Origin of the sequence: Niastella koreensis GR20-10 (assembly GCF_000246855.1) — a bacterium.
Classification (GTDB): domain Bacteria; phylum Bacteroidota; class Bacteroidia; order Chitinophagales; family Chitinophagaceae; genus Niastella; species Niastella koreensis.
In genome coordinates this window covers 2099695-2124756 of sequence record NC_016609.1, presented here as the reverse complement: position 1 = coordinate 2124756, position 25062 = coordinate 2099695, and the positions used below count along the sequence as shown (strand labels likewise).

The following is a 25062-nucleotide window of genomic DNA, read 5'->3' as shown; positions in this document are numbered from 1 at the left end:
TCGGAGAAATAACCGTAAAAGATCATTCCGGGCAATATTTCAACTGGGTTTGTCACTGCGTAAAGGTATAAAAAGATTGTTTTTGTGAAGTACTAACGATGAAGATAGGTGCCGCCCACGATCGCCCCTGGTGCAAATTGGGTGTTCAGGGTGTTCATCTCTTCAGCCGTGAAGGTGACTTCCATAGCGCTCATATTTTCAGGCAGCCTCGATCTCCGGCTCATACTTACCAATGGCATAATGTGTTCACCCTGTGCGTTCACCCAGGCAATAGCCAGTTGGGTTGGGCTGAGCCCTTTTTCTTTAGCCATTTTCTTTAACACCTCCACCTTCTCCAGGTTCTTCACCAGGTTTTCGCCCTGGAAACGCGAAAAGTGATTATGATAGGAATTTGCCGGCAGCGGTGCTTTCATTTCCCCGGTAAGCAACCCTTCGGCAGTATTGGCAAACGCTACAACGCCTATCCCCAGTTCTTTAGCCGCCGGAAGCAGGTCGCTTTCTATTTGCCGGTCTGCCAGCGAATATCCTATTTCCAACGCAGTTACAGGGTGTATACTATGCGCTTTACGCAGTTGATCTGCGGTTATCTCAGATACCCCGAGGTAGCGCACCTTTCCTTCTTTGATGAGATCGGCCACGGTTCCGATCACATCTTCCATCGGAACGCTGTTATCAAGCCGGCACGGCTGATACAAATCGATGGTATCTATACCCAGCCGCACCAGCGAATAATTGATAAAGTTTTTGATGGCTATTGGCCGAAGGTCCAATCCAACAAACTGACCATTGTAAATTATTCCGCCAAATTTCACGCTTATAAATGCGTCGTTGCGTCTGCCTTTGATGGCTTTACCTACCAGCAGTTCGTTATGGCCACTGCCGTAAAAATCTCCTGTATTCAAAAAATTGATGCCGTTGTCGAGCGCCATCCCGATGGTGGCTATACTTTCCCCTTCGTCGTTTACGGGGCCACCCCAAACTGATGACATGCGCATACAGCCTAATCCGAGTTTGGAAACCAATGGGCCATTTGCCCCCAGCCTGATCTTTGCAATTGTTGTCATACCTGTTGTATTTATCTTTTATAGATGCAAAGATCAGCGCTTATCGCGGGCAGCTGATTTCCCTTATGGCTCAATTTACTTGTCTGGGAAGCTCAACCCTATCGCCAAAAGGTTATTTCAAGTGTTTGCCGTAAAAACCGCGGATTAATTTTAATGCGCCTGAATATTTTTTGCAACCATGAAATTCGAGTCATTTTGCCAGCATTTTAAAAGTTAATGTATTATTTCATTCTTCGCCAGGCTACTTCTGCAATCACTTTTTGCCCGCCTTGCGTTGTATGTGTCACCACATACTTTAATTCATTGCCTGTGTAGGTATACATGCGTTCCTGTTCGGTACCCTCCCAATTAGGATAAAAAGCATGCTCAATAATAAATGTGATAGTGCTTTTTTCTTCATTCACTTCATATTTCCCAAAATGTGAATTGCTGCCCTGAACCAATGCGGTGCTTTCTTCCTGGGTGCATTTATTTTTATCACCTGATTCAATTTTCGGCCTTACCGCTTTCAGGATTTGAATGGCATAATTACCTTTATCATCAAACATCAGCAGGCCCTGGGGATCTTCGCCATAAGGATGCACCCTGCTGTTATCAGGATAAATATTATCAACAGCTATCAATGTCCAGGTTCCAATTAATTGTTTTTGTAATGAATTTATTGCCGGGTTTCTTTTCTGTGCGTATAACATAACAGTGCCCCCCAGCACAAACAGCAGCGCGATAATTTTTTTCATTTTTTATTATTTTATCAGTTCAAAATTATACAGATTAATTAGTTACCTTTCTGTACAATTTTTCACTAATTCTGTAACTTTTCTTAATGAAAGCAGCAAACATATATGTGCCTTTTGAAGTGGAGTTTAAAGAATTGCACAATTATCCGCAAGCGAAAAGAAGCAGGAATTTCTTTGAACTGATCTATGTGGTGGAGGGCACCGGTGTACAATATATAAACAAACTCAAATTTAACTACCGCAAGGGAAACCTGTTTCTTATTACGCCGCAGGACATCCACTCTTTTGAGATAGCAACCCCGTCTACCTTCTGTTTTATTCGCTTCAGCGAATATTACGTAAAGACATTTATTTCAAAGGATAAAGATGCGGTAAAGCGCATGGAATATATCCTGCAAAATGCCAGCCATCGCCCGGGTTGTATTTTAAAAAACAAGGCCGACAAACCATTTATTGCATCGCTGGTTGAAAGCATTGTAAGGGAGAATACCAATCAGCAAATTTATTTCAACAAGATAATTGAACAGGTAGTGAACACGGTTATCACCATTGTGGCAAGAAATATCGCTTTAAAGCTTCCTAAGAATATAAAAGAAAGTACCGGCGAACCGGTGCTGGAAATCCTGCACTACATCCAGGAAAACGTTTTTGAACCCGGCCTGCTGCGGGCAGAAGTAATAAGCAATCATTTCGGTATTTCCCTGGCTTATTTAGGACGTTATTTCAAGAAGCAAACCGGAGAAACTTTGCAACAATACATTTCCAACTACAAAATGCGCCTGGTAGAATCCAGGCTCCTTCACAGCGATATGAGAATAAATGAGATTGTGTATGAATTTAACTTTACCGACGAAAGCCATTTAAACCGGTCGTTTAAAAAATACAAGGGAATCAGCCCAACGGAGTTCAGAAAATCGAATAGTTAAAAAAATAGTACACACTAATCAAATACGGCCAACATGTTTTTCAAATACAGTTTGTGCATCTCCTTATTCCTGGCTCAGGTATCTTCCGTTTGGGCTCAAATGCCCTGGAAAATATCATCTCCCGAAGCGCAGGGATTAAATTCGTTGGTGCTTGCCAATTCCATCAACCAGCTTAAACAGGATGGCACCAATATTCACAGTCTTCTCGTCATCAAAAACAATCAGCTGGTTCTTGACGCATCTTTCTACCCATTTAAAAATACCTACGCACATGACCTGGCATCGGACACTAAAAGCGTTACTTCCTTATTGATAGGCATAGCCATAGATAAGCAATATATCGCCAGCGAAAATGAACCCATTGTACATTTCTTTCCTGAATACCAGCTCAATAATGATACGTTGAAAACCGTGCGAATAAAGGACCTGCTCAATATGTCGTCCGGGTTTCAATGCAGCTGGAATGATGGGGAAAAAGAATTGGGAGACATGAGAAAAACCACCGACTGGGTTAAGTATATGCTGACATTGCCATTTGCCAGTAACCCAGATGCGCAATTCTCATATTGCAGCGGCAATTTTTATTTGCTGGCAGAAATTCTGCAGCGGGCTACCAAAATGAGTTGTCATGCATTCGCCCAAAAATATCTTTTTAAACCGCTGGGTTTTGGCGAATCCTACTGGCTTGCCAATTATAAAGGAGTGAATCACGGCTGGGGCGATCTGCACATTTCGATTTACGACTTTGCAAAAATTGGTTGTCTTGTTTTGAATGGCGGGGCGTGGAATGGAAAACAACTTATTTCAAAGCAATGGTTGGAGAAAATACAGCCATTGCATAAGATCAATAACTCAGAATTTTACGGCTATGGCTGGTGGCTAACTACGGAAGACCCAAACCTGGTGCAGGCCATTGGCAGAGGTGGCCAACGGATATTTATTTACAAAACCAGGAACCTGGTGATAGCCACATATGGAGGCGGCGGATATGACAGCGGCAAACTGGATGACTTTATTTTGCAGGCGATTGAGCAATATGATAAAAATGAAAACAACTACGCCCTGTTACAAAAGGCGGTTAAAAATGCTTCCTTACCTGACACCTCCACCACAACACCAACCGCTTTCCCGGCAAGCGAATTGAACAAGACATTTATGCTCGTCAGTAATGAGATGGGGCTGCGGAGCATGCGTTTTGAAAAAAGGAAAACCGGCTATTATCTGATAGTTGGCTTTACCGACAGTTCTAAAGAGGAACATCCGATCGGTATGAATAATCAATATCAATTCTCAAAGGAGCCTGCTTTCGGCCTGCCCATGGCCCTTAAAGGAAAATGGGTAAACGATAACCTCTCTATTGATTACAACAGGCTGGGCAGGATCGAGAACTATCAATTTTCCATTACTTTCAAAGAAAAGGACGCTATGGAAATAAAGTTAACGGAAGCATCAAAGGGCATTAAACAAACTATCCGTGCAGTGAAAATGTAGCGTTATTCCTCCACGTCCCTCCCGCTTTGCCTGATGGACCTTTCAATGCGCTTATCGGGAATGAGCCAGATAAACGCTGCAATGCAATAAATAATTCCTGAAACAACCGGGTTTACCCAGGACACAACAATGGCGGCGAGATACAGAAATGGCGACACTTTACCTTTCATATCTTTACCAATAGCCTTTGCCAGCAGGGAATCCTTGCCCTCATTTTTTATAATAAGGCTTTGTAAAATATAATAGGCAATGCCCGCCATTAAAAGCACCACTCCATACAGCGCCATGGGAGCAGCCCCAAAATGATTTTCCCCCACCCAACCGGTTGCAAAGGGAATCAACGACAACCAAAACAGGAGGTGCAGGTTTGCCCATAAGATGCCGCCGGTAACCTGGTGAACCGTAGACACCATATGATGATGGTTGTTCCAGTAGATGCCAATATAAATAAAGCTTAAGGCATAACTGAGAAACACGGGTATCAACTCTTTCAGATCGGAAAACTGTTCACCATGGGGCACTTTTATTTCCAGCACCATAATAGTAATAATGATTGCCAGCACACCATCGCTAAAAGCTTCTAATCTTGTTTTTTTCATTATAGATCTTTAATGTGTTCGGACTCGTAAAAATAAGTGGTTTTGTTAAATGACCCGCAGTGGTGGTGGCGGTATTTTTGCTTATTCTGTTGTAAAGCACAGGAATGGGGAAATCACCAACCGGATTGTATAAAGCAGGCACAAGCGGACTTGTATTACCCGTACCCAATAAACAGGCTTTTCCGCCTGATTTCAGGGATAAAAGCCGGCTCACCTATTACAGCTCGCTGTTAAATAGCCTGGAAGTAAACAGTTCATTTTATAAAGTGCCGCAGGCTGCCACCGTTAAAAAATGGGCGGAAAGTGTGCCTGATGATTTTGTGTTTACATTCAAACTCTGGCAGGAAATTACCCATATAAAAGGGTTTGCGTACAAACGGGATGACCTGTTGCGGTTTATGGAAGTGATAGACCAGGCTGGTAAAAAGAAAGGTTGTCTGCTGGTACAATTCCCTCCCTCTTTAACCATAGAAAAGTTTAACCTGGTAGAAGACATGCTGGGCATTATACAGGGTATAGTACCTGAACATGGCTGGAAGGTGGCCCTCGAATTCAGGCACCCCTCCTGGTATATTGGTGAAGTATATGAACTGGCCGACGAGTACGCCTGCAGCATTGTTTTACATGACATTCCAAAGTCACAAAACTGGCAGCTTAATAAAAAGGCTTCATTTGTATACCTCCGTTTTCACGGACCGGCAGGTGATTACCGGGGTGGTTACTCTGATGATTACCTGCACCAGCAAGCCGAACAAATCAGCACCTGGCGGCAGGAAGGGAAAGATGTATATGTTTATTTCAATAATACCATTGGCGATGCCATTAAAAATGTAATGACGCTGAATGGTATGGTTTTAATGCCTCGCAGTTAATATTGACTTAAGAGCTTTCTTATAAGCCCGTTCATAACTGTCATCGTCTTTTTGCTCGTCATAGATCACTATCTCAAAATCTTTGACCGAATCGCCCTGGATTTTATAAAAACCTGTCCAAATATGGCCAGACATAACATAGTTATCAATAAGATTGTACTGCGGTAAATAATGAGGGTTTTTAATTACCTCAAACCCTTTAACTTTTTTCAGCTTGTTATGTAACGTGTCAACCAAATACAAAAAGTAAGTCCAGTTACTTCTAACATCTGAAAAATTCTGCACTAAAATATCTCTTACCTTATCATTATTAAAGTCTGCAAATTGTACATCCTGCACTCTATTAAAAATAGAATCAGTGTAAACCGGAAGGTATTTTCCATTTGTCAGTTTGCTGAAAACGAATAGTGAATTGGGAACTGTTTCGTCTTGATTATCCTCATTGAAGCGTCTCAGTGTTATTTTGTACCCTTTATTTTTATAGACCGTGTCGCAAATTATTTCGGTTGTCTCCGAATTGCCTTTAAATGTATCCACTTTTGCAGTATCGGGTGAATGTACAATTTGAGGACTTTCTACGACAGTCTTTTGATTGGAATCATTGCCGTTCTTACAAGACGCAAGTATTATTAAGGTCAACAGGTAGAAGCGCATGGGCGTAACATATTTAGTAAATATAACGAGTAACCGGCACATATTTTTAATAGCTTGCAGAAACAGGTTGCAGGATGAAAATCAACAATAACTCCAAAAAATCATTGACTACCCATTTTTGGGCATTAGTTGCGCTGTTGGTTATTAGCTGCGGGTTGTTTTTATGGCTGGCCTGGGAAGTAATTGGGGAGAAAAGAGAATGGCTCGATACCCAGGGATGGAATTTTGTACAGGGATTTACTTCCCCGCTCCATACCCAATGGGCATTGCTTATTACGTTTGGCGGCACCAATTTTTTTACCAGCTGTATTTACCTGGTCATCATATTTTTTTTATTTAAAAAGAATTACAAACGCGAAGCTGTACATGTTTTGATAATTGGCTCCGGGGTAATTTTATTGGGCTGGGTCTTAAAGCTGGTCTTTCAGCGGGCACGCCCCAATTTGCCGCATTTGCAATTGGCAAAAGGATACAGTTTTCCCAGCGGCCATACCCTGGGCGCTTTCACGTTGTGCGGGGTGTTAATTTATCTCATTCTGAAAAGTGAGTGGTCAAATCTCGCAAAATCAGCCACGGTTCTGTTGCTGCTTGTATATGCCTGCCTGGTGGGATTAAGCCGCATTTACCTGCATGTACATTTTACCTCAGATGTAATAGGCAGTATGCTGGTGGCGTTGTGCTGGCTTACGTTTTCGCTTATTTGTATAAAATTAACCTCGTAAGATCTTTTCCATCTTCCTGCCCTTTGCCAGCTCATCTACCAGTTTGTCTAAATACCTCACCTGTTGGGTCAGGGCATCTTCAATTTCTTCTACCCGGTAACCACAGATCACGCCGGTGATAAGGGAGGCATTGGGATTTAACGTAGCCCGTTGGAAGAAGGTTTCAAAATTCACTTTTTCCTTTATTAGTTCCTGCTGCTGCCTGTTATTGAAACCCGTTAACCATTGTATCACCTGCTGTAATTCCTCCTGTGTTCTCCCCTTCTTCTCCACTTTTGCCAGGTACAATGGATAGACCGAAGCGAAGGTCATCTTCGCTATGCGCTCATTGTGGGTGTTGGAATTGGTCATATGGCTTGTTGGTTTGAGTTAAAGTTAAACAGAAACTACATTTCCCCGTGAGCTTTTTAACAAAGAAGGTTTGAGCTTTAAAACAAAGCTACCTGATCTCCCGGCGCCGGGAGCATGGATATATTCAATCCGGCCAACAACCAGCATATTGGCAAAGTAGTTATGGGGAAAGAAAGCGATATCGTGGCTGCCATAGAACATGCCGCAAACGCATTACCGGCCTTTTCCCGGACCTCCAAAGAACAAAGGATGGAATACCTGCAAAAACTGCATGATGCGATCATGGAGCGTTTGGAAGACCTGCAGGAAATAACCATTGACGAATATGGAAGAGCAGCTGGAAACTAAAGTAATTATCGGCTAAACTGTCTGAACTGGGATTTATGAGATCCGTGGGATGGATGGGAGATTGCCTAAATCCCAGTTCAGAAGATTATACCAATCCCAGGTCAATCAGGCTTTGGCCGGTAGCTAAAACGGCTTCGGCTATACTACGTGGTTGCCAGCCCAGTAACAGGCTTGCCTTCTTATGGCTGGCTTCCTTCACCATTCCTAAATGTGGAACAACCAATCTTACCTTTGGATTAAACAGGGCGATGGCGCGGATGAGCCAGTTTGGCAATTCTTTTGCCGGCACTTTGTTTGCGTTGGCCCCCAGGCCGGCACGTAACATGTTGGCAATATCCAACACGGTGACAGCGTTTCCTGATGTAGCCAGAAAACGCTGTCCATTTGCCGCCGGGTTTATCATGGCCTTTACGTGCAGGTCGGCCACATCGCGTACATCAACATACACAAACCGGATCCTGGGAACGCCCTTCAGAGCCCCTTTCAGCATCTGGTGAATGGTTTGTATGGAATGCGAATAATCAGACCCCAGTACCGGCCCCAATACGCCCACGGGATTCACCACAGCCAGTTCCAACCCTTTGCCCTCGCCCGCAATATACTCCCAGGCCGCTTTTTCCGACAGCGTTTTAGACTTTTGGTAAGGTGGCATATCCTGTGTAAGGTCGCTCCAGTCTTCTTCGGTATAGGGCGACTTTTTATCAGTACCCATTCCTATTGCGCCAAAGGCAGATGTTAGCACTACCCGCTTTACGCCGGCTGCTTTTGCAGCCCGCAGTACGAACAAAACGCCATTTACTGCCGGGATAATAAATTCATCTTCGTGCTTGGCTGCTACATTCGGCGTGGGTGAAGCCGGATGGATAACATACGTACAGCCTTTTGCTGCTTCCATCCACCCATTCTCCTGCGACAGATCCACCTGCACGAACGACAGGTTTTCAAAATCACGAATGCCGCCCACTGACAACATTTGTTTTACATCTGCTACTCGGTTCAATGAACGCAGGGTCGCTTTTACCCTATACCCTTTCTTTAATAATTCTATAATACAATAGCTTGCAATGAAACCGGAACCGCCGGTGACCAGCACCGTCTCCGGGCCTTTTGTATTTTCCATATAATATTTTATACAAAATTATCCCGGATTCACTCCCCGGGCTTTGTTGAAAAGTCCTTTTTACTTTGCTGTAAAGTCGCGTATATTGCCACAGAAAACATCCGCAATACCGTGATAAAACTTATTGTTACTGACCTTGATGGTACCCTCCTCACTGATAATCATGAAGTACCTGACCGTTTTTGGAAAATTGCCGACCGCTTATTTGAAAAGGGAATAAAGTTGGGAATCGCTACCGGCAGACCTCATTTCAGCATCACTGACAAATTTCAGTCGATCGTGAACCAGCTGTATGCCATTTCAGATAATGGAAGCCTTATTATTTACAATGAAAAGGAACTGCTTTCCAAATCGCTGCCGAAGCAGGAAATAGAAGCGCTGGTACTGGCTGCGCGTACTGTTGACAACGCCTGGCCAATACTTTGCGGAAGAGATCACTGGTTCCTGGAAAATTCAGATGAGGCATTAATGAATGCGGTTTACGCCTATCACAGTAATTTCAAATTTGTAGACGATCTTACAAAAATAGACGCAGACATTTTGAAGATGACCGTGTATGATTATGCCGGTTCTGAACAAAACAGCTATCCCCGGTATAAATCTTTTGAAAACAGGTTAAAGATCGCGGTAGGCGGCGCCAAATGGCTCGACATTATGCGGCCCGATGTGAACAAGGGTGAGGCCGTGCAGATCTTACAATCGTTACACAACATCAGCCCCGACGAAACCCTGGTTTTCGGCGACTTTATGAATGATTATGAAATGATGAAAACGGCCACTTACAGCTATGCCATGAAAAATGCCAACCCCAAACTTAAGGAGGTCGCCAACTATGTTACTGAAAAAGATAACAATAACGCAGGCATCCTGGACGTAATAGAATCATTGTGTTTTACTGATTAGTTTACATTTCATTGCCAATTGTCTATTCCCTTTTGATCTCCGTTTTGCCAAACTTGCGGGGGTAATAAGAGAACGTGAGCAAAAAGTATTGCTGCAGGCCATTCGTGATCCTGGTGCTGGTGCCATACTCGTTAACACTGTTGCTGATGTTCTGATATTTTTTCAGCAGGTCCATTGCGGAAAATTTCAGCTCGCCCTGTTGCTTCATAAACCGGTACGAAGCAAATGCGTTCCAGAGAAAAATTGGCTTTTCTACATTTGAGTTGGCAATCCGGTCTATTGTACTGCTAAAGGTAAGTCCGGCCGGATAATTCACCGTGACCCAGAATTTTGTTGTACTGCTGTTATTTTTAAATGAACTCAGTCCCAGCGCAGTTGGTTTGCTTTTATAACTCTGAAAGGTTTGCCCCGCAGTTAAAACAAGGATTGAATTCAACGAGAACTGCAGCGTAAACTGATTGCTCAGATTGCCGGTTTTGCTAATGTTACTCACTCCGTCGATATAGTTGGGCTGATTACCCGCCGTATAAGACCCATTGTACATGAGCTGCAGATTATTTTTATTTATCCTCCTTGAGATATTGAAATTATAACTCAGGTTCATATTGCTCGACCTGTCTGCATTTGTATAATAATAGATCCTTTTACCGGAAGAATCATTGATGGTACTGTCTGTGACCGGATGTAACGACAGGTAATACCTACCATTGACACCGCCGTTTATCGAATACAAAGAATTCCTGTTTTCCGTGTTAAAATTACCACTTAAATTAACGGAATGATTGCTACTGTTTCGCAGGTTCGGATTCCCCATCCTGATCTCATACGCATTGATATCATCAACAATGGTATATAACTTATCAATAGAAGGGTATTCCATGGATTTGGAGTAAAAGAGGGAGTAGTAATACCGGTATTTATCCCTATTGGTCAGGGAATAATATAAATTTCCCTCATACCGTAAAAACTGAAAGGAGCGGTTCAGGTTTCTGTTTGCAAACGAAGAAGTGTTCTTATCCGTTTTAAGATCATCCAGCAATTTGAACTGGATGCCCATATTGCTGAACCGGCTGCCATTCCATTTGTAAATGTACTTCGACAGGTTCAGATAAGGACTATACTCGATCACCTCCCTTTTATTGTAATTGGAAAGACTGGCATTTAGATTATGCAGCTTGGCAGTAGTGTCATAATCGGTTACAACCGTGTTGTCTGTTTGCCGGGTATAATTGAACCACAGGCCGGGACTGAGGGTTACGCCAAACAGGTCGTATCTTCTTAACAGGAATCTTTTAAAGCCATTATACTCAAGGGTTCCGTTTAAGGTCAGTTTTTGATTGCTGGTGGAGTAATGCCGGTTGTTGTAAGCATTTTTACTCATATCGGTAACAGACTCAAATGCACTGATCACGTCTTTGTCCGATACCGAATTGCTACGGGTGGCGTTAAAATGGGAATTAAAGCTTTGTACCGGTTTATCATCATTGGTTTTGCTGAAATTTACGCTCAGCGATTCGTTATCCGATTGCTGCCTGTTCACTGTATTAGTATGGTTAGTACTTTGCAATTGGCCGGCAGAATCCCTCACTTCTTCCGAACGGTTGGAATGGCCGTTCTCATTGTTGGTATTTACAAGACCATACAGATCCAGGTTATCGTTGTAACTGCTGGTCTTTAAATATTTGATGCCAATATCGTTCTTGTTCTGCAGGTTATATTGTACACCTTCATTCCGGATAAACTGCGGGTAATCGAGCGCCGTTCTGTTCTGAAAATTTTTATCGCTAATAAAGGCGTTGGTCCCTGATTTATTGTAATCGAGGGTAAGCCGGTCATTTTGCCGGCTGTTTGAAGATTCAATAAAATTATGCACCAGCACTCCGCCAATGGAATGGTTCTTATTGATGCCATTGGTGCCAAACCTGCCCACATTATTTAAATTGGGGTTATTGTTTCTGTAGGTATTGTTCTGAAACATTTCCTGCAGGTTGCCGATGTTCTTGTTTATATTATTTATCCCGCCTCCCAGGCCAAAGCTGCTTCGTTTATTATACATCTGAAAAGAAAGGTCCGATTCATACCGGTCCTGGGTGCCATAGCCCGCCCCTGCTTTACCAAAGTATCCTTTCTTGCTGCTTTCCTTTAGTTTAAGGTTCATGGTGAGTATGGAATCCTGTTGCTGTTTCGGCTGACCGATCTTACTCCGGTCGTATTCCTGGTAAAGCTGAATTTTATCAATGGCAGTTTTGGGAAGATTTTGGGTAGCAACCCGGGGATCTGTGGCGCCCATGAACGGCTTTCCATCCACCAGCAGGTTTTGTACTTTTTTTCCATTGACGGTAATGGTACCATCAGACCAGATGGTAATGCCACTAACCTGGTTCAATAATTCTTCCACAACTGCGTCGTTCTTCATCTTAAATGCGGCAGGATTTATCTCCAGGGTATCGCCATTCATCCTGATGGGAACTGCCGCGGTTACCACTACCGTATCCTTGCTGTTCAGCGACAATAATACATGAAGCGTATCTGTAGTGGCTGTATTCTGCAGAAGCGCTTTACTGTAGCTGGCATATCCCGTATAGGTTATGCTTACCAATAACTTTTTCTTCAGGGGCAATTTATCAATGGTAAACAGTCCGTCTTTGTCGGATAATTTATAAGCCACCACCGCAGAATCGGGGCCCAACACGGTTATGGTAGCCAGTTCCAGCGGCGTTTTGGTTTCAGCGTCTATAACCGAACCTGTTATTTTACCGGTTTGGCAAAATACAAACGCAGACAGGGAGAATAAAAAACAGGTAAAGAAGATCTTCTTCACGGTTAGCTTTTGAGTTTGAATTCAACAATTACAGGTGTAGTAGCCGGGGGATTGCTCCTTATAAAACTTTCCAGTTCTTTTGGAACCGGTACGTTCTTATTTTTTTCAAAGAATGAAATTATGTCGCCGGCTTTTTGTGTGGAATAGAAGTTGTTTTTCTTTCGGGTAACACCCCATTCACTCAGCAACTTCAAATTATACTGGCTGCTATCCGGTTTAATGTTTTTAACCTTGAAAGTAGTATTGGTTTGTTTTTGATAGACGTAAGTGTCCCAGTTACTGAGATAGCCTATTAAAAGATAAATGAACTGCGGCGTTTCAAAGACTGAATGTATCTGGCGAAGCATCCACCCATTATTACGCTCAAAATTTTCCCGCTCCGTTTTATTTTTAAAAGGCATTGTAAAAAACGAAGCAGGCAAACTGTTTTCCAAAGGCAATACTACCTGGCAATAGGGCAATAAACTATCTTTAACCATTTTGTAAATGGTGTCGCAATACGGGCGGGTTAAAAAGTGGACATAAGGGGTATCCGTACTGATAACACTTACATTTTCCTCTTTAAATAAGTACTTCGTTTCATTGATCCGGTTATAAGGGAAAAAGCCTTTTACTAACTGGTTTCCTTTGTAAATTTTATACTCATAATCCAGGCTGTCTTTATACAGGTCGCTTGTACTGATCCCCCTTACGTCATAAAGATCATCATACAAATAGTTGGCATATAAAATGTCGCTTTGCTGGGGAATAGCCCTTTTAATGGCAAACGAGGTATCATTTAAATCGACTGTATACTTTTTGTAATACTTTTTATTATGCGGATTACTCCAATCCAGTTTTACTTTTATCTTGTCACGGGGAGTAAGCACGTAATTTTTATTATTTCCAAAGAAAACGAGCTGCTCATTATGCTCATCATAAGACGGGTAAAAATACATCCCCAATTTCTTATAATTTATTTTTTTAATAAACCGCCCATCCTTTGCATACAGCAAAATTATCAGGTTAGCATAATCTCTTATCATGAAGTAATTGGCCGTTACTTCGACGTTATTATAATTTGTCAATTCAATTCCCGCTTTAATTTCCAATGGGATAAATCGAATAGAGTCTACAAATTTTGATTGCTTTTCGCTGCCGGCGGATTTGGGATGGAGATAGATCTTTTGTAATTGGGAGTGGGCAAGTGAAGAAATGAAAAGGCAGCATCCTATCAAGATAAGGGAACGCAAGCAATGTGTCATTTAGGGTTAGTATTGGAACCCAAATGTATAGTTGTAAATGTTAAGGCACTCTTAATTCTCTGGCCAGTAACTGCTATTCGCGCAAATAATTATCGCTTCCTGCTTGCTCAAACTAAACTTTGATTTCATGCGCCGCTCTTTGTTATCCTTTTCTGATATCAATGAATATTTCAACCAGGCCTGAGCAGACCTTCTATCGCCAGCTGTAGATGAGGGCGCGGCGCAGGTATAATGTTGGAAGTTGACGAGTTGACCAGGTTGACAAGTTAACAAGGAATACAGTTAAAAGGGGCAACGCTGTTTAAAGCAGTTTTATCCCTTTTAACTGTATTTCATTATCACCCGCCTTCGCTAAAGCTTCGGTGGGCATGCATTATCACATTATCAAATTATCACATTATCACATTTGTATTCTAATGCTGTACCATCATCCGGGTTATTTGCCGGTTGGCGCCATTTGTTTCTATGGTATAAATACCGGGCGCTAATCCTGCCGTGGATATTCTTACCTGTTGTACACCTGCGCCTACGGCCTGTTGCATTACCAGGCTGCCGGCTGCATTATATACCTTCACGCTGGCAGCTTTTACTTCTTTTGAAATATACAATATGGCATTGGCATTTACCGGGTTCGGGATCAGCAACACTGCCGGATTTCCATTTTCCTTCAGGGTAACCGTCCTTACCGGCGAATAGGTGAACCTGCCATCGATATCGTTCATTTTAATGCGGTAGTAATTTACTCCAATTACGGGATCACCGTGCATGAAGTTATAGCTGTTGTTATTTTTGTTTTGCGCAGTTACATTGCCAAGATCATTCCAGGTAATGCCATTGGCGCTCCATTCAACGGTAAAGTCTTTCACGTCCATTTCAGAAACGGTTTTCCAGTCAAGCGCTACCTGACCACCCAGCTGGTTGGTATAAAACCAAAGCAGGGTAAGCGGCAGGGACTGTTGCACATTTACAAACACGGGTACGGTAGCACTGTCAACCCGTGCGCCGGAACCATCGTAAATACCTGAACGCAAAATTTCGCCACAGCCATTTGCCCGTACAATATCATCTATATACCATCCTTCTACCCCGGTACCATTATTGGTTTCCATACGGAACCTGAATTGCACCGGTGTAGTTCCAAAGGAAGCCAGGTTTACCAGGGTTTGTTCAAATCCTTTGCTGTTGCCGGTAAAAGCCTTGCGGCCATTAAGTGTGGTAGTAACATCCATTGAATCAGGATACCAATTGTTCAGAAATAAGGGAGACGCATCTGTCCAGCTAGTACCACCATTGGTAGAATATTCCACTACACCTCCATCAAACCGGGTCTGTGTACGGAAGTTATGCCAGAAAGAAAGAATGCTGAGTGGTTTTGCAGCCGTTGTGGCAGTGCTTGCCGAAGTAAGTGAAGTGGATGACGCCGTAGTTATATCGGGGGCAAACCAGGAAGTACTTCCTGAATTGGCCCTTACCGTAGAAGTGGTCCAGGCTGATGCCCCTGAAGCAGTTGAAGAAGTAAAGCCGCCGGTGGTCCTGTTATCCCGGTTATCATTCAGTACCGAATCAATCACGCAACCGGTAGCAGGCGCCTGCAGCGTAATGGAAAAGGTCTTTGCTTCCCCGGAATTAAATGAGGTGGCGGGGAAGGTAAGAATATTACCGTTCAACGTACCTGCCGGTGTACTGTTCACATACGTAAAGCCAGCGGGGATGGTATCCCGTAAGGTGAAGGTAGCCGCCTGACAGTTACAGCTTGCTGTTCGGGTAAGGGTAAGGTTGGTATTGGCATCCACCTTAACCGGTAATGATTTGGTTATTAAAATGCCTGACGGCAGATCAAAAGCGGCTACCTGGTCAGTAGCATTGGTTGACAAGCCCTGACTGGCGCTGTACCCCATTCCCCGGCGGGCAAAAGCATTCCAGATAGCGCATTTATGACTATAGCCATACAGGATTGAATCGGCGGCCAGGATGGCATTACGTGCATCCAGGAAACCCGGCGAACAGGGTTGCAGTTTCATGCCGGTCATTACCAGGTTCATGGCAATTATGTTTCCGCCGTTACCTGTGCTGTTATACAAATCGGGCGTGATGGCGTTTTGTTGTTGAACCAGGTTCCAGGTCATATCCCAAATGGCGCTGCACCAAATTTCGCCAATAGCATGCGCCTCGGTATTGGCGGCCATATTGGAATAAGTAAGTGGATTCACGGACATATTGGTAGAATAGGGATATCTGCGTATACCTGTACCATTTGCAGGTTGTGCGGCAGCGTAAGTGGCCATTGGTTTTGGATTAGGGCCATCGGTCAATTGAGCGGTTGCCCAGTTGGTGGTCATCATCAGCGCAAAAAAATCACTCCAGCCTTCCCCACCCTGCTCTGCGTTGTTCAAACAACTGGCGCCGATAGGTCCGCCGGTTAGCCGGTTCGAGATCCCATGACCGTATTCGTGGCAAATAACGCCATTGTCCAGGTCCCCATCGATGTAAATGCCGGTACTCATACTGGCAGTTACCGTTTGGTTCGCATTCAGCTGGGTCGCAATGGTATTTCCGGTAGCGTTGGTTACCATAATAACGGGGATGGTGATAGTGGCGTCTGTGCCGCCAATGCCGCCCAAGGCAGTATTGGGAGGAAAAAAGATAATAACAGCAATGGCGCCGGCATTTTGCGCATTTTTTACTTTGAATGCATAGGTGGTACAGTTGGTTCCGCCAAATGCGTCGATCAAAGCTATATTTCCGGCTACTGCAGCCGCATTGGCCGCAGGCAGGCACCCCCGGTGAATGGTACCTGCTGCATCATCATTGTACCAAACGATGTTACCAGTTACAGTACCGCGGTCAACCAGTTTATTGGGTGAAGTAAATGAGTTTTCAAGCGCTGCATAATTACCTGCAATGGCCAACGGCGCACTGATGTTAAAAGGGGGCGGACTGGCCCAGGTATACATTTGCATGGTACCGCTGATGCCATCCCGGGGGGTACTGAAATTGGCATTGCTGTACCCTGAACTATCCTGCGCCTGCGCAGAGACAAAGTCGCCACCTGCACCGCCACGTCCCAGGTTATTGTTTTGAAAATTACCGGCTGCTTCTGTAAAGCCATATTGATAGGTAACATCATGCATCAGGTTGTTCCAGTAAAACAGGTTATCCAATGCCGCCTTTTTACTTTCTATATTCAGCCAGGGTTGTTGGGCGGTATTAATGTTATGAATAAACGTAAGACTGGGCAACGGGGTACTGGAGGTGTCGGGCCAGTTACGGGTAGCATTAGCGGCGTTACTGTTCTGCCGGTCTAAAAAAGCAAATACGTTGTTTCCCCTGGTGATAGTATAATTATTTGCATTATCAAAATGCCAGCCTAAAGTGGTAGCATCGTTGGAGGCGCCCGCTTTCAGCCAGGGATCTGTGTCGTTGGCAAACGGCGAAAAATTGGGACTTTCGTAAGGGTACGGAATAACCTGGTAAGTAGCAGTGGTAACGTTGGGCGGCGCAGGCATGTTGGTTTGAAAAGTAGCCGCTGTTGGAAAGCTGTAAAAAGCAACAGCCTGGTCATAGGTATTTATCTGCGTTGATTCCGGCATTTTTTCGCTTACCGTCCAGTTGTCTTTTTCCACAAACTCCCCCGTTTGCGCATCGATGCGGATGTTCCACCAGTCGGCACTGTCCTTTAAATGAATATTTACGTTCCAGGTGAGCGTTAGTTGCTGTTTATCCGTTGAAGGCGTCCAGTACAACGTTGTTTCAATGGGCCGCCGGGCTATGGCATCGGCCGTGACCATATATTTTTTTTCTGTTGTGAACTGATCTATTGCCGAAGTCAGTAACGCCTTCTCATTTAGATGCAGGTGACGCATGGCCCCGTGGATGGCATCTATATAAGACCGGGGAGAAGCCGGAGCAGCCGCCCTGGCGGCCAGGTTCTTTACAAAACTTCCGGATGCATATTGGAGATTGCTATCGATAAAAGCTGCTGAGATGATCGTGTTGTACACTTTTATCTGCTGCCAGGTCTGCTGCAGGTAAATGTAAGTGAGGTGGCTTTTGCGGTCGGTATACGCCTGTAAAATGACTGCCTCGGAAGCATCTGTTGGCGTTATACCAAGCAGGGCAGCGTTTTTTATCAATAAGGGGCGATAGGTTTCCAGGTCTTTATCCTGTGCAATGGCCAGGCTGGAAATAAATAATAAAATAGGTAGTAAGGCTAATGGTTGTAGTATTTTTCTCATGAGTAGAATGGTTAATCCTAAGGTAAGGGAATCCCTTAAATCTTAAACCATTCTGTATAAATAAAGTGGTGGCATAAACGCACCACCACTTTCAATAATATATTTTTTATTTCAATCGTTACTTTAGTCTTTCTGCCAGTTCATAATATGCATTAAGAAGTGACTTAATGCACTCCTCTTTCAAACAAATACAGGGTATCATTAGTATCCTTCACCGCGAAGAATTTTTCGTTTGCCTGCGGTTGGTTTACAAAGAAATGATGTTTGTCTTCGCCAGACAATGAGTAATGCCATTCAATCTCCAGGGTTTCTGTATTGAAGACGCCGGCAGTAAAATTACCGATCTTCTTTCCGTGAAAAGGATAATCTGCGATAAAATATGCCCTCATATCGCCATCATAAAAACGCCCCTTACCAATAGACCAACCCGATTCAAATTTAGCCTTTATGGCTGGCATACGGGTTGCCAGGTCTATTTCAATATAATATGAAAACGCGAGAATCCTGATTTTGCCGCTCTCTTCATCTAAGTGTACTTCGCCTATGGCCAGTCCATCCAAACCCAGGATTTCTTTCAAAATCATATGCGGATGCAGCGCTTTGCCGGTTAATGCATTCAAACACAGAAAACTTTCATCACTAAGCTGAATCCATAGGTCATAGCCAAACATGCCAATGATCTTTTTGATTTCTATCTGCTCACTGCTTTTTTTGCCTGAAGTTGGATACTGCCAGTTCAATTCCCCCGTCAGGTTGTAACAACATAACATTTCATCGATGATGCTAAATGCTTTGTCTTTTACAACTGTAAATCGACTCTTAGATTCTACAACAACTCTTTTATTACGCCATTCAAATAACTTATAAACTTTCTTTCCTTCCTCTGTTTTGAAAAAAACCAGGAATTCGGGATCCTGGTCCTGATTTACAAGGCTGCCCGTTTCTTTCACCTCAAAAGGCTGTAATTTGTTTTCTTTATAAAATGAAGAAGGCCGGTTGCCGCCATCAATGATTATAAACCCGTTATCAGAGACCTGAAAGAAAGCAAATGGTTCATACCTTAAATCATACTTTTCGGATGAAGTACTATTTAAAAAATCTACACAAAATTGGTTTTGTTTCGAATCAATATACAGCAATTCCTGCTTTAATAACAACCAGGATAAAACGTCATTTATTTGTTTCATTACAGTGGCTTAACGAAATTGAACAATGAAGATTCTGCAAAATCGGCATTTTTACAGAGATTTCTCAACTCCTCGACACTTTCAATATCAATTGTTTGGTTGCCATATTTAATTTTTGTGAAAAATGTTGGTCTTGCGCTTAAGAGTTCTCGCGCTTTGGCGTCAAATATCTTCATAAATTGAGTACGGACAAATGTTGCAGGATTAACTTCCGCGCTTAGTTTGGAAATATTTGCAATATATTCAAAATTATCACCACTACTGAAGTAAGCCAGGAACTGATTAACTTTTTTAGTATCAGAGCTAAATGCCTCCCACGATGACCTGGAAAAACTTTTGAACTCCGACAAATAATTTTTTCCATTTACTACCCGATACAGATCAGCCTCAAATCGCCCATCTTCCAGGAACTGATATTCGAAACTGGTGATGCTCCTTACATAATTTTGATCCTGTAGCGCATTTGTCCTTAAAACGCTTATCATATATGCCCCGCCATCCGCTTTTTGATAACTAGCTGCCATCTCCGTAAACAGCTTATGAACGTCTACGTTCCCATCCTTAAAGGTTGCCCATGCCCAGTCCAGGTCTGAAATTGCCTGATGCATTGGCGGGATGCCTTTGTTGCCTCCCGGAGGACAGATATTACACCTGGCGCCTGCCCGTTTCAAATTCTCAAGGATGTCATCAAATTTTCCCGGAAAGTCACGAAGGTAATCCGGATGGTTTGTCATAAAATCTGCAGTGGCAGTCAACACGTCCACATCTTTTCTAAGATAGGGATTAACAAGATATTTCCCATAAGCATTCATGCCTTCAGGATTATTCTTGATGAAATTCTTAAATTCCTGAGTCGTGTTGGGATCCAACAGCTCTTTGGAAAGTGCACCTAAAACGCATTGTCCACTGGCCGGCTGTAATAAGCAACAGGCCAGTAATATCGATAAATAGTGAAATATTTTCTTTTTCATACTATATCAGATTAGTTGCATTGAAGATTTGCGGTTGGATTTTTTTTGCGGAAGTTCTTCCAGCTTTCCAGCAATTCAGCCCCCTGACTATCCAGGGCTTTCAGCACATCCTCACTGGCATTCGTAAAATCTTCCATGAACTTTAATTTGGTCGCGTCATCCATCGTCTGGAATTTACCCAGGATCGTTTTGTAATTTTTAAGAGTTTCAAGCATTTCAGCTTCTCCGGCCAAAGCACTACCTAACTTTCCCAGCTTTAATTCATCGGGCATGCCATCATCAAAATGATCGAGGTCTTTTTCTATTTGCTTTTGGAGACCAATCTCATCTGCTGCACCATTTGCCGCTTTCAGCTCCTGTGCTGAACCCCGCAAATTTTTATACGCACTGTACATGCCCTCGCCCATTGCGCCGAGGTTTACCATGTTGGTCCAGAAGTTATAAGTATTGATAAAGCTTTCCGCTTTCCTGATCCGTGCGTCTTTTTCCTCCTGGCTGATGCCGCTGTCGTATACTCCATACATTTTTTTAATAAGCTCCCTGCCCTGAGATGTTTTCATTAACTCATTCGCCAGTGGAACAGCAATTTTGGCGCTTATCCAGATATACTGCAGTGTTCCCTTGGCTGCCGCATATTCACCGGCACTCAATGCGATCAGTGCAATATCAACGCCCATCTGGATCTTATCGTTAGTGGTCTTATTCATCATCCAGGCGGCGGAGATGGCTGGTACCTGTAAGGTATAGGGGAATTTCTCTACGTCCTTCAGGTCTGGCCAGTATTTATCGTCTGGTTCAGGGATCACCAGGTTCACTGTTGCCAGGGGATCGATCGCTGTGCTTTGTTTAACGGAAAATCCTGCCATCGTGCCCATTGGCCCACACATGATGGGGAGGATGATACTTGCCGGAGTCAGGTCATACGTCGCGTAATTGAACATCATCTTTCCCTCATCGTTAAAGGTGATACCTTTAATAAGATCTACAGAGTTGTCATAACGCCATACAACAGTAGGTGCATCCGAACTGGGTTTTGTGCGCTGGGCTGCCAGGTAAACCGAGTTGGCAATAATGACCTCCCTGATGAAATTATCGAAGTTATGATCATCAGGTATAATGCTTTTATTGTCTATATGATTGTAAAAATGTGGCAGGATCTTTTTGTTTCCATTGAAATACCCGATAATAGCCGCCTTATCAGCATTAGGCGCATATTTCAACAGGGCGATCACTGTCTCTTCACCAAAATTTGTCCAGAAGCAGCCTGGCCCGCTAACACCCCATCCTGACGTTGTAAGCATAGGCGACTCATACATGATCTGCAACAGGTCGAGACGCTGCTTTTGGGTAAGCTTCTCAAAAATACCCAATGCCGGGATCTGACTGGTATGGTCAACCAACGCTACCTTCCATTGTTCCAGCTCTTTGGTGATATTACATCTGGCCTCCAGGATAGGATCAGGAACACCACCCTGGTTTTCAGGATTACCGCCGTCAGTGATCATTTGCAATTGCTCCGCCGTTCTGCTGCCTTTAGCTTTTTGATAGGCATCTATCAGCACCTGGATACGCTTTAAAGCGCTTTCAACCGTAGTGAGTTGCTGCTTCAGGAAATCCCTGAACTTTACCAGGTCGAAGAATTGCACATAGTTCGGGTCTTTTTCAACTGTAAACACCTTATCCGGCAATTGTAGTATCAAATCTTCGATCTCTTTTCTTAATTCAGGCGAATCATTGGTCAACAATTTGGCGCCTTCCTTCCCATACTCAGCGAAGTAACGCCGGACCATCTTCACCTTGTCGGCATTCTTCTCCTGTAACGTCCATTCCTTATCAATATCCAATGTATTTCCGTTGGTTTTCGCAGTGGCAAAGCTGAAGAACCCGTCTTTGTCTGCCATCTCTTTTGCTTTTGCCTTATCTATATAACCGGCAAAACCAAGACGGGTATTTGTCTTCCTGTCGATGGTATAAGCGCTTGTATAGTCTACTTTATTATAAGTAAATGATGACAGGGCGCCGTTTACATCGATGGTGTAATTGCTGATGGTGCCTTTGATCCTGAACTCCCTTCCATCGGGCGTGAATATAATAGCATCGGTCAGCGTCGCTGGAACGATCAGCGCAGTGATCACCAGGTCATTCTCGCTATTGAACAGGTTATTTTGGGCGGCTGCGTACGCCTGGTCAATTACATCGTATTGGGCATTACCCAACGCCACATAACAACTGTAATCATTTATCACTTCGTCGAAATAAGGTCCCTTTGACTGCTGCGTATTGTCGGCGCTGTTACAGGCGGTGGCATTTTCCAATGCAAGCCAGGCCGGCGCAGCGGCCTTGCTCACTTTATCTAATGAAGCCAGCAAACTGTCGGGCACATTTTTGGCTTTCATCAGTACATTTACCAGGCTATCGGTGGTCGTATGCCATTGCTTTGCCTGCTTTTTATCTGATTCACTTCCGCCATAACCTTTGAAGAAGTCGCGTATATTACTGAACCAGTTGCTTACTACTGATTGCAACCCTTTGCCCACTGTTTCTCCCAGTTTCTGAACAATTGGCGCCGCTTCTTTTACAGCTTCGCGCAACTTCTGTTCTGCATCGGCCTTTTGTTCAGGCGTGGAGCTACTATCTTCCAACACATCTTTGGCAGCATTCATATCTGCAATATTCTGCTTCAACTGCGTTTTTTCGGCGGGTGTAAGCGCCAGTGCATTGTCGATGGTGCTGGTTGAAACTTCCGATAACTTATCTGCAAACTGAATAAGATCATCCGGCGGTGCGGTATCGGGGTTGGGGATATGATCTTTCAGGTCTCTGAGAATGGCTACGCTGGCAGGATCACCAGTGAGATCATTTACATCAACCAGTTGTTTTTCTTCTTTATCATAAGTCGTTTCAATCACCCCGCCGATCAACTGTTTATCTGTATTAACCGTAATGCCACTGAAACGTACCTTAACCGCCACTTTACCTATGAACGGAATGGTGATATACCCGGTTCCGCTAAAGTTGCCCTGCCCCTGTACCGTAATCAGTTTTACCGGGAAATCACCGGCGGTGATGATTTCGCCGCTCAGCAGGCTTTGAATAGGATTGCGGTTGGCCACCTGCAGATCGGGCTGCAGGATATTACAACCTCCCCCTTCACCGGCGCTGCTGCCATCGATGGTAAAAGACTTTATATCGCTGTATACCGCGCCGTTGGCCGGGAAGGCGCCACTGGCGGCATCGCAAAAGGCGCCAACGCGGTATTCGTATTGTTTATCCTGTTTAAGATCGTACAACATTACCCGGTTGGTGCTGCTGTTTACCGTATACCATTGGTTATCGGTTTGCCCTTTTTCCCGGTAGTCTATTGTAAAGCGCGTTTGCTGGATGGAAGCGTTCCAGGTAATGGTTGCCCGGCCGCCGCTCACCTCGCTTTGTACATTAAACGGCATGGGACAATCTCGCTGGTAGGTAAACCAGTAAATTTCGCTGTAGCCGTTATTGCGGTAAGCATCGGTGTTCTGGCTGCCATCAGATGCCTGGGCCCTGATGCGCCAGCCATAGCGCTTGCCGGGGATAAGCAATGGTTCTGAAGGACCATATAATAAAGTTGTGGCCTGGGTAGTTGTACGGTACAGCGGCTGCGTGGTGCCGAAAGCAGCTTCAGGCGCTATGCCGTTGTCCCATAGTTCCACTAACGTAAATTCATATTCGGTATTAAATGCTGAAGTTGGACTGCCCATGTTGCGGGGCGTCCATTGAAAAATAATATTGGCAGGGTCTTTATAGGCTATGCTTTCTCCCTTTACCGGAAGGTTCAATAAGGGAGGGTCCTGTAAGGAGATCCAGGCCATGGCGCAATTGCTGCGGCCCACCAGCCTGTTGGTATTGTATTCATAAGCCTCGAAACAGAACTGGTAAAATCCTTCGGGCAATTTCTGGTTCTGTTGAAACTGGCTGCGGGTAACGCCCTCGATATCCAGGTTGTCGAGATTGAAATAAGGCGCCAGATCGCTCAGGGTTATGCGCTGCGGTGCGCCGCCATCGAGTGTAATGGGCGGATAGTAAACGCCATCCCGGCTTCTGAATTTGGCGCTCTGTCCCTGGATGCTCATTTTAAGCCGCACCTGTAAGGCGGGCTTGGTAAGATCGGTATTGGTAAGAAGCACTACCAGCTTCTCCTGTGTACCCTGGTAGTAATCACTAAAATTGAGTGTATAGGGTGGCAACAGTTGTGGCACCACCTGCACTGGATACACCTGTGCATGCAGCGTTACCTGCAGCAACAACAGCAATACATTCAGTTGTACTATACGTAGGGCACGGTTCATAATGGTCGTTTTCACAGAAAAAATTTGGAGTGCTTCTTTAATAATAGTTTCCGGTTTGCCGGTTTACTTTTTAAAAATATGGGTCGCCTGCCAGTATTGAGGCGGGGTGTTGTGCTGTTGATACAGTACCAGGCTATCTTTTGTGAGCGCCCCCAACATCATAGAATCTTGTCCTATGATACAAAATTGAGGGGTAAACCGGTAAGGCATTGTGTCGTACGGGTCAACCCCCTGGTTGGCATTATCTTTCCGATAGGTATAAACCTTTCCATCAGCGCGAAAATCAACATAATCGCCAGGGGTAACAACTCCATACGTTGTACCACTGGTGTTGTTCGACAGGTCGCTGAATTCTATTTTGATAGATACGGGCGTCCATTTGCCGCGGATGGCTTTTTCCCTGGAATCACCGCCATCATCACTTTTTGAACATCCGGCGATAATCAATGCCGTTACTACTGCCAGACCCAAAACTGCTTTTTTCATTTTCCT

Annotated in this window: 19 protein-coding genes; 6 read left to right on the top strand and 13 right to left on the bottom strand. The window is 44.0% G+C overall.

The window, feature by feature from the left end:
* Nucleotides 1-92: 92 nt before the first annotated feature.
* Entirely contained in the window at nt 93-1064 is a 972-nt protein-coding gene (locus tag NIAKO_RS08485) for an aldo/keto reductase (RefSeq protein WP_014217999.1), read from the bottom strand.
* A 221-nt stretch (nt 1065-1285) separates the two neighbouring features.
* Complete coding sequence (locus NIAKO_RS08480) at nt 1286-1801, bottom strand: lipocalin-like domain-containing protein (protein WP_014217998.1); 516 nt, start codon at nt 1799-1801, stop codon at nt 1286-1288.
* 86 nt (nt 1802-1887) lie between these two features.
* On the opposite strand from NIAKO_RS08480, the gene NIAKO_RS08475 reads away from it, so the two are divergent.
* Nucleotides 1888-2727 (top strand): AraC family transcriptional regulator, encoded by an 840-nt coding sequence (locus NIAKO_RS08475; protein WP_014217997.1) that lies wholly within the window; start codon nt 1888-1890, stop codon nt 2725-2727.
* 33 nt (nt 2728-2760) lie between these two features.
* A complete protein-coding gene (locus NIAKO_RS08470) occupies nt 2761-4218 on the top strand; it encodes a serine hydrolase domain-containing protein (protein WP_014217996.1) in 1458 nt (485 codons plus the stop codon).
* A 2-nt stretch (nt 4219-4220) separates the two neighbouring features.
* On the opposite strand, the gene NIAKO_RS08465 is transcribed toward NIAKO_RS08470, so the two are convergent.
* The gene (locus NIAKO_RS08465; protein WP_014217995.1) at nt 4221-4817 is read right to left on the bottom strand and encodes a TMEM175 family protein; all 597 of its coding nucleotides are present in this window, start codon (nt 4815-4817) and stop codon (nt 4221-4223) included.
* Nucleotides 4818-4921: 104 nt separating this feature from the next.
* On the opposite strand from NIAKO_RS08465, the gene NIAKO_RS08460 reads away from it, so the two are divergent.
* Nucleotides 4922-5689, top strand: a complete 768-nt coding sequence (locus tag NIAKO_RS08460) for a DUF72 domain-containing protein (protein WP_014217994.1) — start codon at nt 4922-4924, stop codon at nt 5687-5689.
* Here NIAKO_RS08460 and NIAKO_RS08455 read toward each other — a convergent pair.
* Complete coding sequence (locus NIAKO_RS08455) at nt 5672-6343, bottom strand: XAC2610-related protein (protein WP_014217993.1); 672 nt, start codon at nt 6341-6343, stop codon at nt 5672-5674. The genes NIAKO_RS08460 and NIAKO_RS08455 overlap by 18 nt on opposite strands.
* Nucleotides 6344-6417: 74 nt before the next feature.
* On the opposite strand from NIAKO_RS08455, the gene NIAKO_RS36525 reads away from it, so the two are divergent.
* Nucleotides 6418-7065 carry a phosphatase PAP2 family protein gene (locus NIAKO_RS36525; protein WP_014217992.1) on the top strand — a complete coding sequence of 216 codons (648 nt, stop codon included), beginning with the start codon at nt 6418-6420 and terminating at the stop codon, nt 7063-7065.
* On the opposite strand, the gene NIAKO_RS08445 is transcribed toward NIAKO_RS36525, so the two are convergent.
* Complete coding sequence (locus NIAKO_RS08445; protein ID WP_014217991.1) at nt 7054-7416, bottom strand: DUF2200 domain-containing protein; 363 nt, start codon at nt 7414-7416, stop codon at nt 7054-7056. The genes NIAKO_RS36525 and NIAKO_RS08445 overlap by 12 nt on opposite strands.
* Before the next feature lie 114 nt (nt 7417-7530).
* Between NIAKO_RS08445 and NIAKO_RS08440 the strand changes: the two genes are divergently transcribed.
* Nucleotides 7531-7764: an aldehyde dehydrogenase family protein gene (locus NIAKO_RS08440; RefSeq protein WP_041346518.1), complete on the top strand. Its 234-nt coding sequence runs from the start codon at nt 7531-7533 to the stop codon at nt 7762-7764.
* Between the two features lie 85 nt (nt 7765-7849).
* Here the strand turns inward: NIAKO_RS08440 and NIAKO_RS08435 are convergent, their stop codons facing one another.
* A complete protein-coding gene (locus NIAKO_RS08435) occupies nt 7850-8884 on the bottom strand; it encodes an SDR family oxidoreductase (RefSeq protein ID WP_014217990.1) in 1035 nt (344 codons plus the stop codon).
* A gap of 111 nt (nt 8885-8995) precedes the next feature.
* Between NIAKO_RS08435 and NIAKO_RS08430 the strand changes: the two genes are divergently transcribed.
* A complete protein-coding gene (locus NIAKO_RS08430) occupies nt 8996-9787 on the top strand; it encodes an HAD family hydrolase (RefSeq protein WP_014217989.1) in 792 nt (263 codons plus the stop codon).
* A 22-nt stretch (nt 9788-9809) separates the two neighbouring features.
* Here the strand turns inward: NIAKO_RS08430 and NIAKO_RS08425 are convergent, their stop codons facing one another.
* The 7 genes from NIAKO_RS08425 to NIAKO_RS08395 all read right to left on the bottom strand — a co-directional run bounded on the left by NIAKO_RS08425 (nt 9810) and on the right by NIAKO_RS08395 (nt 25056).
* Nucleotides 9810-12608 carry a carboxypeptidase regulatory-like domain-containing protein gene (locus tag NIAKO_RS08425; RefSeq protein WP_014217988.1) on the bottom strand — a complete coding sequence of 933 codons (2799 nt, stop codon included), beginning with the start codon at nt 12606-12608 and terminating at the stop codon, nt 9810-9812.
* 2 nt (nt 12609-12610) lie between these two features.
* Nucleotides 12611-13840, bottom strand: coding sequence for a 6-bladed beta-propeller (locus NIAKO_RS08420; RefSeq protein ID WP_133055386.1), 1230 nt, complete (start codon nt 13838-13840; stop codon nt 12611-12613).
* Between the two features lie 425 nt (nt 13841-14265).
* Entirely contained in the window at nt 14266-18087 is a 3822-nt protein-coding gene (locus tag NIAKO_RS36520; RefSeq protein WP_014217986.1) for a M36 family metallopeptidase, read from the bottom strand.
* Nucleotides 18088-18251: 164 nt separating this feature from the next.
* Nucleotides 18252-19274: a hypothetical protein gene (locus NIAKO_RS08410; RefSeq protein ID WP_014217985.1), complete on the bottom strand. Its 1023-nt coding sequence runs from the start codon at nt 19272-19274 to the stop codon at nt 18252-18254.
* The gene (locus NIAKO_RS08405) at nt 19274-20245 is read right to left on the bottom strand and encodes a hypothetical protein (RefSeq protein WP_014217984.1); all 972 of its coding nucleotides are present in this window, start codon (nt 20243-20245) and stop codon (nt 19274-19276) included. Before NIAKO_RS08405 ends, NIAKO_RS08410 begins: the two co-directional genes overlap by 1 nt.
* A gap of 11 nt (nt 20246-20256) precedes the next feature.
* A complete protein-coding gene (locus NIAKO_RS08400; protein ID WP_014217983.1) occupies nt 20257-24570 on the bottom strand; it encodes a fibronectin type III domain-containing protein in 4314 nt (1437 codons plus the stop codon).
* A 63-nt stretch (nt 24571-24633) separates the two neighbouring features.
* Entirely contained in the window at nt 24634-25056 is a 423-nt protein-coding gene (locus NIAKO_RS08395; protein ID WP_014217982.1) for a hypothetical protein, read from the bottom strand.
* Nucleotides 25057-25062 lie beyond the last annotated feature (6 nt).